Below are 12346 nucleotides of genomic sequence, written 5' to 3' on the forward strand. Positions count from 1 at the left end.
CCACCCCACGCCGACCGGACGGTCCGGGGCGGCCCTCAGCCCGCCTCGCCCGGGGCGTCGTCGGGCGAGGCGAACGGCACGCTGAAGCAGCCCAGCCGCGCCCCCGCCCCGCCCTGCCGGTCGTGGATGACCACGGAGGCGGCCTCACCGGGCCGGAATCCCCAGTCGTGCCGCGCCACGGCCCGCCCCGCGCCCTCGGCGTCGGTGGTGAAGTCCAGCCAGACCTCGTTGTGCGGGTTGAGGTAGGCGGGGTCGGTGGAGGGCTGCACCGGGTCCGCCTGGTGCTGGTAGTGCCCCTTGGCCGCCTGCGGGTCGGCGCCGCAGACGCCCCGGTGCACATGCGCCCCGTAGGCGTGCCCCGGGCGCAGCCCCCGCACCTCGGCGACCACGGTCGTCTCCGACCGCGAGACGGCCTGCCCGACCCTGATCCACGCGGCCGCGGGCAGCAGGTCGAGGTCGTAGGTGACCGCCTCGGACGGGATGAAGGCGCCGACCGGCGCGAACCGCGCCTCGTCGCGCATCCGGCGCGCGTCCGCACCAGCGCCCTCGGGCGCGGCCACCGCCCCTCCCGCGACCGGGGCCGCCGCCGGCCCGGGCGCGCCGGCGGCGCCCGTTCCCGCAGCGGTCACCAGCGCGGCCAGCGCGGCTCCGACCAGCAGTCCCGCGGTCCCAGCACCCATCGCGCTCACTCCTCGTGTCTGACCGTGCCCGCGGCGGGCACGTACGCGTCGGGTTCACTGCTACGGGACTACCGGTCCGTACACCGCATCCGCTGACCCGGACGGGTGACAGCGTGCGGCCGGAACCCCTGTGACGAACAACCGTGCGCCCCGCAGCCCTCAGGAGTTCCCCTCGGCGTAACCTGGACGGCCGAGGGACAGCCGCTCCTGCCGCTCCCCGCGACATCGCGGAGCTGTCCGTACCGGGGAGTTCTGGGTGTTCGAGAGCATGGGGCCGCTGACCGCAGGCCCGTGGATCTACGCGGTCGTGGCGGGCTCCGTGCTGCTCGACGTCTTCCTGCCGCTGCTGCCGAGCGGGGTCCTGGTGATCGCCGCGGCCACCGCCGCCACGGCCGGGACCGGCGTCGGCGGGCAGCTGAGCACGGTGCCCGACATCGTCGCCCTGATCGCCGTCGCCGCGACCGCCTCCGTCCTCGGAGACCTCGCCGCCTTCCGGCTGGCCCGGCGCGGCGGCGTCCGTCTCGACCGCGCCCTCGCCCGCTCACGCCACCTGCGCGACGGCCAAGAGAGCCTCGGCCGTGCCCTGGCGCGCGGCGGCGGCCCGCTGGTGGTCCTCGCCCGCTTCGCCCCGGCCGGCCGCTCCCTGATGTCGCTCGGCGCGGGCGCCACCACCGACCGGCGTACCCGCGACTTCCTCCCGTGGTCCGCCGCGGCCGGGGTCGCCTGGGCCTGCTACAGCGTGGGCCTCGGCTACTTCGGCGGCCGCTGGCTGGGCGCCAACTGGCTCGCCACCGGCGTCTCGGTACTCGCCCTGCTCGCCGCCGGAGCGGGCGCCGCGTACCTGATACGCCGCCCGGAACCGGCCGGCTGAGACACCTCGCCGCTCCGCGCACGACGCGGGCCCTCGCGCGCGACACTGGACACATGTGCCGCAGCATCAAGACTCTCCGCCCGCCCGCGCTCCCCGAGGAGGCGACCGAGGACGAGATCCGCGCCGCCGCCCTCCAGTACGTCCGCAAGGTCTCCGGTTTCCGGGCTCCGGCCGCGCACAACCAGGAGGTGTTCGACGCGGCCGTCGAGGCCGTCACCGACGCCACCCGCACGCTGCTCGCCGGGCTGGAGGTGCGGGGTCCGGGGACGTCGGCCCGTACGAAGGCGTAGCGCACCGGCCGACCCGTGGCCCGGATCGGGACAGGGAGAAGGCCCGGGCCCCCGGATTCACACCGGCGGTCCGGGCCTTCTCGTCGCCTCGGCCTGGTGGGCGCGGACGGTTTCGAACCGCCGACATCTGCCTTGTAAGGGCAGCGCTCTACCCCTGAGCTACGCGCCCGGGACGAATCGACAGCCTACCCTGCCGCCGCCGCTGCCCGGCAAACCCGTTCCGGCCACGGGAAACGGGCCTCCGGAGGGCGGCGTACGGGGGTTGTCCCCACCTCGGGGCGGGTTGCCCGCAGGAGCCGACATCCGGTGGTCCGCCGGATGTCGGGGCGGGCCGCGTCCTCCTAGGGTTCCGCACCAGGAGGAAGCCCGGCCGCGCCGGGCTTCCGGCAGCTCCGGGACGGACCGCCGGCGCCTGTCGGAGACAGTGGTCCGCCCTGGAGGAGTGGCTCATGAGCGTACGGACGACATCCCGGACCCGCCGACCGGCGGCGATGGTCGCGGGCGCGGCGGCGCTCGCCCTGCTCACCACCGGCTGTGCCCAGGGCGCCTCGGCCGACGGCGGCGCGGAGCCGGAGCACAGGAGCTTCGCCCTGTCGGGGCGCACCCTCACCATCGACTCCGACGACTCGCGGATCGAGCTGGTGCCGGGGGGCGGAGACGAGGTGCGGGTGACCCGCTGGTTCAGCGGGCGGGCCCTGCTGGGCTCGACGCCGCGTGCGCAGTGGACGGTGGCGGGGGACACCCTGAAGCTGCGCGTGCGCTGCGGGGGCATCGTGACGAACTGCGACGCCGAGCACCGGATCGAGGTGCCCGCCGACACCGCCGTGGCCCTGCGGACCCAGGACGGCGCGGTGACCGCGAAGGGGTTCAGCGCGCCGCTCACGCTGCACGGTTCCGACGCCCCGCTGACCGTCGAGGACGTCTCCGGCCCTCTCGACCTGCGCAGCGCCGACGGCGCGATCACCACCCGCTCCGTCGCCTCGTCCCGGGTGCGGGCGCGGACCGAGGACGGCTCGCTGGTGCTCGCGCTGGTGCGGGCGCCCGAGCGGATCGACGCCGGCAGCGAGGACGGCTCGGTGACCGTGGAACTCCCCGAGGCCGCCTACGACGTGCGCACCGAGGTCCAGGACGGCCGCACGAACATCTCCGTGCTGGAGGACCCGGCAAGTTCCCGGGTGGTCTCCGTCACCGCCCAGGACGGCAACATCACCGTGCGGCCCGCGGGCTGAACCCGTCGCGGGCGGGCCGTTCCGGGCGCGCGGGCGCGCGCCGGGGGCGCCGCGCGGAGAACCAGCGGCCCCGTGTGCGAACCTTCCGGCTCCCGTGTTCGTCATTAACCGGTGGGAGAATGATGCCGGGCAGAGCGGAACCAGCACGGGAGAGGGATGACGGCGACACCTTCGCAGCCGGAGACACCGACAGGTGGCCGGGCCCCTTCCGGGGCCGGGGCCCGCTGTGGCTCCGCACTGCTGGACGCCCTCACACTGGCGCTGCTCCCGCTTCCCCTGCTGCTGGCGGCGGTGCCGGCCGCGTTCTCCGGCGGGGGCACCCGACGGTGGTTCGGCGGGCGCGGCGAGAGCCAGCGGGCCGACGCCCAGGCCGCCAAGGACGCCGCGGCGGCCGCCTTCTACGAGCTGGACACCGCCCAGCGCGGTCTGCGGATCTCCCTGGAGACCATCGGGGCCGTCGACCCGTCGCCCGCCGCCCGCCAGGCCCAGGAGGAGTTCGTCGCGCTGAGCCGGCGCATCGACGAGGTCAGCCACTTCTACATCGAGGCGGTCGACGCCCACGACCTGGACCGCGACGACCTGGAGGCGGCCGTCGCCACCCAGGCCAGGACCCAGCTGACCCGTGCCAAGGACGACCTGGTGCGGGTGCGCCAGGAGCTCGACCGGTTCCAACGCGGCCTCGCTCCCCTGCTCGACCGGGCGGAGACCCAGCTGGCGCGGCTGGCCCCGGCCGTCGAGCGGGCCCGCCAGGCGCTGCTCGCCGCCACTCAGGCGCTCGACGCCGCCCGTGAGGCGGGGCTGCGCGCGGACGACCTGGCGGCGCGGCTGGCCGCCCTGGGCCCCGAGCTGACCAAGCTGAACCAGGGCGCGGGCCGGCACGGCGTCCAGGAGACGCTGCACCGGGCCGACCAGGTGCTGCGGGGTGCGGAGGGCGTCCGCGCGGAGGCGGAGCGACTGCCCGAGCGGGCGGCCGAGATCGACCGGCGGCTGGTGAGCCTGCGGACCAGGGCGCAGGCGCTGACGACCCGAGCCAGTCAGGTCGAGCCGGTCCTCAGTGAGCTGCGGCGGCGCTTCTCGGCCGCGTGCTGGCAGGATCTCCAGCCGGTCCCCCAGCAGGCGGCGGAGAGTGTCCGGCAGGCCGAGGCGAAGCTCCGGGAGGCCCGGACGGCACGCGAGGAGCAGCGCTGGCCGGACGCGACGGCGCTCCTGTCGACCGTCCGGGCTCTGCTCAACTCCACCGACGAGGCCGTCTCGGCGGCCGGCGACCGCCTCCGCCGGCTCGACGAGGTGGCGGCGGACCCGCAGCAGGAGGTGGAGCGGACCCGGTTCGCCATCCGGGACGCGCAACGCCTGGCGATGGCCGGCCGCAACACCCCGGACTCGCGCCACGCCGGTCCGCTCGACGCCTCGGTGGCGCGTCTGGACCAGGCGCTGGCGGGCCTGGAGGGGCGCCACCCGGACTACTGGCACTTCCTGACGGAGACGGAAGCGGTGCGGACCACCGTGGCCGAGGTCGTCTCCCGGATACGCGAGGAGCGCGGCGCGGGCTGACCTGCTCCGTGTTCCCCCGGGAAGGGGGCACGGGATCAGCGCCCCCCCCGGCACCGGCCGCGCGGCTAGCCTGTGCGCATGCCTCGTTACGAATACCGCTGCCGCAGTTGCGGTGACACCTTCGAGCTCAGCCGGCCGATGGCCGAGTCCTCCGCCCCGGCCGCCTGCCCGGCGGGTCACGCCGACACCGTGAAGCTGCTGTCCACCGTCGCGGTGGGCGGTTCGGCGGCCTCCTCGGGCCCGGCCCCGGCACCCTCGGGCGGCGGTGGCGGCTGCTGCGGCGGGGGGTGCTGCGGCTGAGCCCCGTACGGCCGTCCCGTCCGTCGCGCGGCGCGCACCCTACGCGAGGGCGTCCCCCTCGGCGCGGCGTGGCGGTGCGACACTCCGGCGCGCGGGCGGAAGTCCCCTCGCGGGGGCGATGCCGAGGTGACCGGCCGGTGCTCGGTGGGCTTCAGGAACTCTTCAGCTTCGGCGCTCTAGCGTGGCCGCCATGAGCGACAGCAGCGCACCTCAGTGGATCACCGGCCTCATGGAGAGCCTCGGCGCGCCGGGAGCGGGCATCGCCATCGCGCTGGAGAACCTCTTCCCGCCGATCCCCTCCGAGGTCATCCTGCCGCTGGCCGGATTCACGGCGGCGACCGGTGAGATGAGCCTGGTGGCGGTGCTGATCTGGACGACGGTCGGTTCGGTCGTCGGAGCGCTGGCGCTCTACTGGGTGGGCGCGCTGCTCGGCCGGGACCGGACGGTCGCGATCGCCGCCAAGATCCCGCTGCTGAAGGTCGCCGACATCGAGAAGACCGAGGCGTGGTTCACCAAGCACGGGACGAAGGCGGTGTTCTTCGGCCGGATGCTGCCGATCTTCCGCAGCCTCATCTCCGTCCCGGCGGGGATCGAACGCATGCCCCTGCCGATCTTCCTGGGGCTCACCACGCTCGGCAGCGCCATCTGGAACACCCTCTTCGTCATGGCCGGCTACCTGCTCGGCGACAACTGGGAGACGGTCACCGAGTACGTCTCGGTGTACTCGAAGGTCGTGCTCGCGGTGGCGGTCCTGGGTGTCCTGGTCTTCCTGGGGGTACGGGTATTCCGGCGGGGCGGGGGCCAGCGGCGCGGCTGATCCCCTGCGCAGCAGGTGTACGGGCGCCCGCCCCGGGCCTTCCCCGGGGCGGGCGCCGTTCCCGCCGGAGCCGTTCGTCAGCTGCCGCTGTCGCCCCTGGCCGCCGCGAGGAGCCGGCGCAGGATCTCCTCTCCCGCCGCGACGCCCCGCTCGGGCAGCACCGTGAGACCCGGCGCCGTCCAGCCCTCCTCGGCCAGTTCACCGTGGCCGGGGCGCCAGGCATGGTCGGCGGCGAGCAGCAGGTCCGCGTCGAGCAGGGAGTCCCCGGCGGCGAGGGCGGCTGTCGCCCCGGCACGGCGGGCCACCTCGCGCATGGCCGCGCTCTTGGTCAGCGGACGCGGGACGGCGTAGACCTTGCGGCCCTGGAGGGAGACCGTCCAGCCGCGTTCCCCGGCCCAGGCGGCGGTGGACTTCAGCCAGCTCGCGGGCAGTTCGGCCCGGTCGACGACGAGGTAGGCGAAGAGGTCCTCGGCGACGCGTTCCTTGAGCAGCCAGGCGGGATCCGCCGTGGTCCGCAGGCGGGCGCTGACCTCGGCCAGCGGCGCGCACTCGGTGTCCAGCCGACGGCGGACCGAGCGGTTCCAGTCCTCGTCGGCGACCCCGTCGACCAGCAGGTGCCCGCCGTTGGCGCAGATCGCGTAGCCGGGGGTGGGCACGGGCAGCCGGATGCGGCGGTACTGCTGACTGGTCCGGGTGGTGGTGGGGACGAAGAGCGTCTCGCGGGCCAGCTCGGCGAGAAGCCCGGCGGCGGTCTCCGTCAGGTAGGAGAGGGGTCGGCCCTCGTACACCTCGACGCAGAGCAGGCGGGGCGCTTCGGCGTCGGGGACGGTGAGACCGAGGGCGGCGGCCGAGTAGATGAGGGTGCGGTCGAGGTCGCTGGCGACGAGGGTGGTCACGCGCTGCCCACCGCCTTGCCGTCGACGCCGGTCGCGCCCCGGGTGTAACGGGGGTGGATGAGGCCGACGCAGGTGTACGGGAGGTCGTCGCACTCCTCCACCGGCACGCCCCGCTGCTGGGCGAGGAGCCGTATGTGGGCGAGGTCGGCGCCGGCGCCCCGGCGGGCCAGGATCTTCCAGGGGACGCGCCGCAGCAGGACCCGGGTGGTCTCGCCGACGCCCGGCTTCACGAGGTTGACGTCGTGGATGCCCTGCTCCTCGCTGATCCGCTCGACCGCCGCCCAGCCCTCCCAGGTGGGGGCGCGGTCGGCCGAGGCCGCCTCCTTGACCTGCTGGTCCACGGCGTCGGCCACCTCGTCGAAGCGCGCCTCGACCGCCGCGACGAAGTCCCGCGAGACGTCGGCCCCCGCCAGCTCCCGGTAGAACTTGGCGCCGTGGTAGTCGTGCGGGCCGACCAGGTCGTCGCGGAGGACGGTGCGGGATATCAGCCCGGAGACGGTGGAGTTGAGGCAGGCCGAGGGGATGAGGAAGTCCTCGCGGGTGCCGTGGGTGCGCACGCACGAGCCGGGGTCGGCGAGGACCGCGATCTCCGGGTCGAAGCCGGGGAACTCCGCGAGGGCGTCGGCCAGCTCCCGGGTGATGGCGCCCTTGCCGGTCCAGCCGTCCACGAAGACCACGTCGGCCGGGTCGTGGTGTGCGGCGAGCCAGCGCAGCGCGTTGGCGTCGATGCCCCGGCCCCGCACGATCGACACGGCGTAGTGCGGCAGCTCCGTGCCGTGCCGGTGGCGGGCCCAGCGCCGCATGAGGACGCCCACCGGGGTGCCGGCCCGTGCCAGCGACACCAGGACGGGCCTCGGCGAGCGCTCGGCGAGGACCAGCTCGGTGACGGTGCCGACCGCCCGCGCGATCCGCGTGGCCGACCCGGCGAGGGCCTCCCGGTACAGCTCCTGGTACTGCTCGGTCGGCTGGTACTCGACCGGCAGGGACTCGGCGTAGTGGGCCCCGCCGCGCTGGACGGCCTCCTCGCGCTCCTCGACGGGCGCCTCCAGCCGTACGGCGGAGAGGTCCTGGAGCAGCCAGCCGACGTCGTCGGGCTCGTACGAGGAGAAGGCGGGGCCACGCAGGGGCGCGGGCAGCACGGAGGGCTCCTGCCGGTCGGGGGTGCGGGGTGCGGGGGTGTGCGCGGGGACGACGGCCAGGGCCACCCGGGGCGCGGCGGTGCCCAGCTGGGCGAGCAGCCCGCCGGGGGCGTGCAGGGCCGGCGTGTCGGCGGCGCTGTCGACGACGGCGAGGACGGTGTCGAATCCGCCGCCCGCGACGTTGTACGCGTACCGCTCGCCGGGCCCGTCGGCCGGGTCGTCGTGGGCGGGGAAGGCGAGGCGGCTGCGGATGGCGTAGCCGGGGTCGTCCACGGCGAGCACCGGCGAACGCGTGGTGGTGGAGAACCGCACGTCGAGCCCGGCCTCCTCCAGGGCTCCCGCGAGGACCAGGGGGGCGTACATCAGCTCTTCGAAGCCCAGCACGAGGACGCGCCCGGCCCGCCCGGGGCCGCCGAGCCCGTCGATGATCCGGGAGGCCATCGCGGGCAGGGCCTCCCGGAGGCGTGCCCGGTGGTCCGGGGTGAAGCCGTGGCGGCCTCCGTCGGGCAGGCCGGCGGGCCAGCCGAGTTCCAGGCGGTCCGGGGTGATGGCCGGCGCGGGGTGCGCGGGGGCGTCGGCGGTGCGGCCGTCCTGCTCCTCCACCAGCCGCAGGCCGCGGGCGAGGACGTCCTCGGGAAGGCGGACCGTGCCTCGTGCGTGGGCGACGACCTCGATCCGTGTCCCGGTCTCCTCGGCGAAGGCGGCGAGCCGGTCGGCGTCACCGGGGGCCCGCATGTCGACCAGGGCCACGATCACGTAGTGGTCGCGGGGGTGGCGGGCGTGGAGGTCGCGCAGGGTGTTGAGGACGGTGTTGCCGGTGGAGAACTCGTCGTCGACCAGGACCAGCGGTCCCCGGTCCGTCTCCCCGCCGCGGTCGAAGAAAGCGGGGTCCTCGGGAAGCAGCAGGTGGGAGGTGGCGTGCGAGTGCGACTCCTCGAAGCCGCCGACGCTGGGCACCGAGGCGACCGGGCGCCGTGTCGAGTGCAGGTAGGGGGCGGACTCCAGGCCGTCGGCGACGGCGTGGCCGAGTGCGGTCGCGGTCTCCGCGTAGCCGAGGACGACGGCGCGGGCTGCCTGCTCGGGGCCAAGGAGCGCGCGGACGCGGCGGCCGAGGGCGACGCCGTGGCCGTGGACGACCGAGGGCCGCTGCGGGACGTGCTTGCCGAGGACGCCGGAGACGAGCAGGTGCGCCCGCTTGGGGTTGCGGCGCAGCGCCAGGCCGAGCAGGCCGCGCAGCTCGTCGTCGCCGGCCAGCTCTGTACCGAGCCGGTCGGAGACCCAGGTTCCGGTCCACACCACGTCGTTCGTCTCATCTCTTCATCAGGGCGCGCCCGGGGGCGCGTGTTCCAGAGTGCGCCTGTCGGGCGCCGTGTTCCTCTTGTGCGGTCGTGGCTGCCACGGAGCCCTGGGGCCGGTCAGACGGCGAGCCCCTCGCCCAGCAGCTCCACGAATCCGACGTCCTCCGCCGCGACGCCGAACGCCTCGGCGCGCAGCAGGGTGCGCTCCGCCCAGGCCCGGTGCGGCTTCACCTCGTTCATCTTGTTGGTGTACGCGGACCGCATCACTCCGCCGCCGCCCCGTTCGGGCCGCAGGATGTCCTTGGCGTCGCTGTACTCCTCGTGGCTGACCACGGAGAGCGCGTGGACGGGCAGGACGTGGGACGGGTGGATACAGGTCTTGCCGAGCAGGCCGTTCGCCCGGTCCAGCTCGATCTCCCGGAGCAGGCCGTCCATGTCGTGCTCGATGAGCGAGGCACGCAGCTCCTCGGCGCGGCCCAGGAAGGGGCTGCGCCGCAGCTGCGGCTTGAACATGCGCTCCTGGACGCGGAAGTACTCCCAGACCGGCCCGGTGACCGTGAAGCCGGTGCCGTCGGCCCTGCCCAGGACGTTGACCACGTCGGCGATGACGGAGGCGACGATCTGGACGTCGTAGGCGGTCATGTCGGGCGGGCGGCGCAGTCCGTAGGCCGAGCAGAAGTCGGTGACGCCCAGGCGCAGGGCGAGGACCCGGTCACGGTACTTGTCGACGGTGCCGGCGATCCCGGTGAGCGTGGCGGTGCGGGTCTCGACGTGGAGCAGTTCGGGGGACTCCAGGACGGGCATGGCGAAGAGGCGGTGGCCGCTGCTGGCCTCGGCGCTGGCCAGCGCCTCCAGGTAGGGCACGCCACGCTCCTCGGTGAACTTCGGGAGGACGAAGCCGGAGAGCAGGCGGACGGCGGGGCCGAGGCGACGCACCAGGTCGGGGATCTGCCCGGGGTCGCGGACCCGGATGAAGAGCAGCGGCGGCTCCGCCTCGCCCGCCTCGGCACGGGCGGCGAGGTCGGTGAACTGGGCCACGAGGTTGGCCTCGGCGCCGGGGACGTCGGCGTCGGCGATCGAGTCCTCCAGGCAGAGCACCATCGAGACGACGCCGCGGGCGGCCTGCTTGTGGACGTCGTCGGCGAGGCTGAGGCGCGTGGCGGGGCTGTACAGCGTCGCCCCCAGCGCGGTGGCCAGGATGGGGGCCGGCGACTCGGCCGTGAAGACGGCGGGCTCCCGATGGAAGAGTCGCCGCCGCGTTTCAGGGGCGAGATGCCCGAAATGACGCATATGAATCCCCTGTAGTGCCTGGGTGGCCGCGAACATGTGGCCGGTAATAGTACGTAGAAGCGCACATCCAGGGTTCCCGACCCCCGTGAATTCCCGGCAACCGGGGTACGCCGCCGCAGTACTCCCCCCGAGCCCGGCGTGCCCCCGCATTGTCCGCCGCACCTCGCAACAGGCAGGATGACCGCATGACGCACGCCATGCTGAAGGGGTCCAACGTCCCGCTCGACGCGACGGCCGTCCGCGCCGTTCTCTGCTGGACGGCCGCCCCGGACGTGCCGGACGTGGACGCGTCGGCCCTCCTGCTCGCCGACGACGGCCGGGTGCGCTCCGACGAGGACTTCGTCTTCTACAACCAGCCCCGGCATCCCTCCGGCGCGGTGTGGCGACTGGGCAAGCGGCGCCTGCCGGACGGACTGACCGACACCATCCAGGCCGACCTGACGGGCCTGGAACCGCAGGTGCGGCGCATACTCCTGGTCGCCTCCACCGACGAGCTCCCCTTCGAGCGCGTCCCGTCCCTGCGCATCGACCTCTACGACGCCTCCGGCGCGGAGGCAACCGGCGAGGGCACCCCCGTCGCCACCTTCGAGGTGCAGCCCGAGACCGGCGCCGAGACGGCGCTGATCTGCGGCGAGCTGTACCGCCGGGGCGAGGGCTGGAAGTTCCGGGCGCTGGGCGAGGGGTACTCCAACGGACTCGTCGGGCTCGCCACCGACTTCGGGATCTCCGTCGACGACTCGGAGGAGCCGCAGGAGGCCGCCGGCGCGGCGGCGGAGCCTGCCGCGGTTCCGGACGCTCCGGGGTTCCCGGCCGCCCCCGAGGCTTCGGCGCCCCCGGCCTCGCAGCCGCTGCCGCCCACCACGGCCGGGCCCCAGCCCCCGGCGCAGCCGGCCGTACCGCCGCCGCCGAACTTCCCGCCGCCGGCTCCGGACCCGGACGCGACCCGGGCACCGCTGCCCCCGCAGGCACCTGCTCCGCAGCCCGCCTACGGCTATCCGCAGCCCGCGGCTGCCGGATACGGCTACCCGCATCCCGGGCCGCCCCCCTCGCACCCTTCGCAGACCCCGCCGCCGCACCAGCCCGCCTACGGCTATCCGCAGGCGGTCGGCGGGCCCGCCGGGGCGTTCCGGCTGCCGCCGCAGGGACCGCAGTTCATCGGGCGCTGACACCCGAAGGGCGCCCGCGGGCACCGGTCGCGGGCGCCCTGGCGCCGGGGTCCGTCAGCGGGTCCCCGTGCTCTTGAATCCCCGGCCCCACTGGAGCCCCCAGCCGTACAGCCGGTCGATCTCGGACTGGAACCCGTAGACGTACTTGACCTCGCGGCGCACCACCAGCTCGCCCTTCTGGTTGTCGAGCGAGAAGACCGCGCACGACCTGGCCTGCGGTGCCCGCTCCTCAAGCTCGATCTCGATGCGCGGACCCGTGGCCGGATAGAGGGTGACGATGGCCTGGGTACGGTCGAACGCCGGGGTCTTGTCGTAGATGTAGACGAAGACGAGGAGCCGCTTGATCTCCTCGCGCTGGTCGAGATTGATGTAGAGCGTCTCGCCCGAGCCCGAGCCGAACCGGTCGTCCCCGCTGAGCTTCACGAAGGGCGCGGTGTTGAGGTCGCCGAAGAGTTCGCCGAGCGGCTGGACCACGCCCTTGCTGCCGTCGGCCATCTCGTAGAGGCAGCCGACGTCGAGGTCGACGTTGACCACGCCCTGGGTGTGGGCCTGCACGACCTCCGGCTGAAACGCCTTGAGGGGATGGCGGAGCAGAGCGCGCGCAGGAGTGGTGGAGCGCTTGCCGAAGTCGGCCGGCCGCATCTGCCAGGAGAGGTTGACGCGGAGGTTGCCGGTGGCGGCCCCCTGTTTCACCAGGGACACCTGTGGCTGGCGTTTGGTCAGGCGTATCGAGTTGCTGCCGACGCTTCCCGAGTCGAACTGCGCCGCCGCGTTGCGACCACCCAGCAGACCGTCCCAGAAGGACATGCCACCCCCAGA

Annotated in this window: 12 protein-coding genes and 1 tRNA gene; 7 read left to right on the forward strand and 6 right to left on the reverse strand. The window is 74.6% G+C overall.

The genetic code is table 11. The annotated features are described in order from the left end of the window. Positions 1–35 precede the first annotated feature (35 nt). Positions 36–680: a superoxide dismutase family protein gene (locus ACSLIC_RS06365; protein ID WP_436736703.1), complete on the reverse strand. Its 645-nt coding sequence runs from the start codon at positions 678–680 to the stop codon at positions 36–38. Between the two features lie 256 nt (positions 681–936). Between ACSLIC_RS06365 and ACSLIC_RS06370 the strand changes: the two genes are divergently transcribed. Continuing rightward, the gene (locus ACSLIC_RS06370) at positions 937–1551 is read left to right on the forward strand and encodes a DedA family protein (RefSeq protein WP_436736704.1); all 615 of its coding nucleotides are present in this window, start codon (positions 937–939) and stop codon (positions 1549–1551) included. A 53-nt stretch (positions 1552–1604) separates the two neighbouring features. Continuing rightward, on the forward strand, positions 1605–1841 hold the full coding sequence (locus ACSLIC_RS06375) for a DUF2277 domain-containing protein (protein WP_436736705.1): 237 nt from the start codon (positions 1605–1607) through the stop codon (positions 1839–1841). A gap of 94 nt (positions 1842–1935) precedes the next feature. On the opposite strand, the gene ACSLIC_RS06380 is transcribed toward ACSLIC_RS06375, so the two are convergent. Then, positions 1936–2010 (reverse strand) — tRNA-Val (locus ACSLIC_RS06380). A gap of 280 nt (positions 2011–2290) precedes the next feature. Here ACSLIC_RS06380 and ACSLIC_RS06385 point away from each other — a divergent pair. From ACSLIC_RS06385 to ACSLIC_RS06400, 4 genes are all read left to right on the forward strand, one after another. Beyond that, positions 2291–3070 (forward strand): DUF4097 family beta strand repeat-containing protein, encoded by a 780-nt coding sequence (locus tag ACSLIC_RS06385; protein WP_436736706.1) that lies wholly within the window; start codon positions 2291–2293, stop codon positions 3068–3070. A gap of 156 nt (positions 3071–3226) precedes the next feature. Then, positions 3227–4621, forward strand: a complete 1395-nt coding sequence (locus ACSLIC_RS06390) for a hypothetical protein (protein WP_436736707.1) — start codon at positions 3227–3229, stop codon at positions 4619–4621. Positions 4622–4699: 78 nt separating this feature from the next. After that, positions 4700–4921, forward strand: coding sequence for an FmdB family zinc ribbon protein (locus tag ACSLIC_RS06395; RefSeq protein ID WP_436736708.1), 222 nt, complete (start codon positions 4700–4702; stop codon positions 4919–4921). Positions 4922–5111: 190 nt separating this feature from the next. Beyond that, a complete protein-coding gene (locus ACSLIC_RS06400; RefSeq protein ID WP_436736709.1) occupies positions 5112–5738 on the forward strand; it encodes a DedA family protein in 627 nt (208 codons plus the stop codon). A gap of 77 nt (positions 5739–5815) precedes the next feature. On the opposite strand, the gene ACSLIC_RS06405 is transcribed toward ACSLIC_RS06400, so the two are convergent. The 3 genes from ACSLIC_RS06405 to ACSLIC_RS06415 form a co-directional block, all read right to left on the reverse strand. Continuing rightward, on the reverse strand, positions 5816–6634 hold the full coding sequence (locus tag ACSLIC_RS06405; protein WP_436736710.1) for an HAD family hydrolase: 819 nt from the start codon (positions 6632–6634) through the stop codon (positions 5816–5818). Continuing rightward, complete coding sequence (locus ACSLIC_RS06410) at positions 6631–9072, reverse strand: phosphoribosyltransferase (protein WP_436736711.1); 2442 nt, start codon at positions 9070–9072, stop codon at positions 6631–6633. Before ACSLIC_RS06410 ends, ACSLIC_RS06405 begins: the two co-directional genes overlap by 4 nt. A 116-nt stretch (positions 9073–9188) precedes the next feature. Next, complete coding sequence (locus tag ACSLIC_RS06415; protein ID WP_436740293.1) at positions 9189–10361, reverse strand: HpcH/HpaI aldolase/citrate lyase family protein; 1173 nt, start codon at positions 10359–10361, stop codon at positions 9189–9191. A gap of 185 nt (positions 10362–10546) precedes the next feature. Here ACSLIC_RS06415 and ACSLIC_RS06420 point away from each other — a divergent pair, with 185 nt between their 5' ends. Continuing rightward, positions 10547–11527 (forward strand): TerD family protein, encoded by a 981-nt coding sequence (locus ACSLIC_RS06420; RefSeq protein ID WP_436736712.1) that lies wholly within the window; start codon positions 10547–10549, stop codon positions 11525–11527. Between the two features lie 54 nt (positions 11528–11581). Here the strand turns inward: ACSLIC_RS06420 and ACSLIC_RS06425 are convergent, their stop codons facing one another. Beyond that, positions 11582–12334, reverse strand: a complete 753-nt coding sequence (locus ACSLIC_RS06425; RefSeq protein ID WP_436736713.1) for a TerD family protein — start codon at positions 12332–12334, stop codon at positions 11582–11584. Positions 12335–12346 lie beyond the last annotated feature (12 nt).

This window comes from Streptomyces sp. BBFR102 (assembly GCF_051397025.1).
GTDB lineage: Bacteria > Actinomycetota > Actinomycetes > Streptomycetales > Streptomycetaceae > Streptomyces.

Coding starts and splice junctions, on each gene's coding strand:
- ACSLIC_RS06390 (WP_436736707.1), top strand. CDS start 3,227: ATGACGGCGACACCTTCGCAGCCGGAGACACCGACAGGTGGCCGGGCC.
- ACSLIC_RS06420 (WP_436736712.1), top strand. CDS start 10,547: ATGACGCACGCCATGCTGAAGGGGTCCAACGTCCCGCTCGACGCGACG.
- ACSLIC_RS06415 (WP_436740293.1), bottom strand. CDS start 10,361: ATGCGTCATTTCGGGCATCTCGCCCCTGAAACGCGGCGGCGACTCTTC.
- ACSLIC_RS06385 (WP_436736706.1), top strand. CDS start 2,291: ATGAGCGTACGGACGACATCCCGGACCCGCCGACCGGCGGCGATGGTC.
- ACSLIC_RS06425 (WP_436736713.1), bottom strand. CDS start 12,334: ATGTCCTTCTGGGACGGTCTGCTGGGTGGTCGCAACGCGGCGGCGCAG.
- ACSLIC_RS06400 (WP_436736709.1), top strand. CDS start 5,112: ATGAGCGACAGCAGCGCACCTCAGTGGATCACCGGCCTCATGGAGAGC.
- ACSLIC_RS06395 (WP_436736708.1), top strand. CDS start 4,700: ATGCCTCGTTACGAATACCGCTGCCGCAGTTGCGGTGACACCTTCGAG.
- ACSLIC_RS06365 (WP_436736703.1), bottom strand. CDS start 680: ATGGGTGCTGGGACCGCGGGACTGCTGGTCGGAGCCGCGCTGGCCGCG.
- ACSLIC_RS06375 (WP_436736705.1), top strand. CDS start 1,605: ATGTGCCGCAGCATCAAGACTCTCCGCCCGCCCGCGCTCCCCGAGGAG.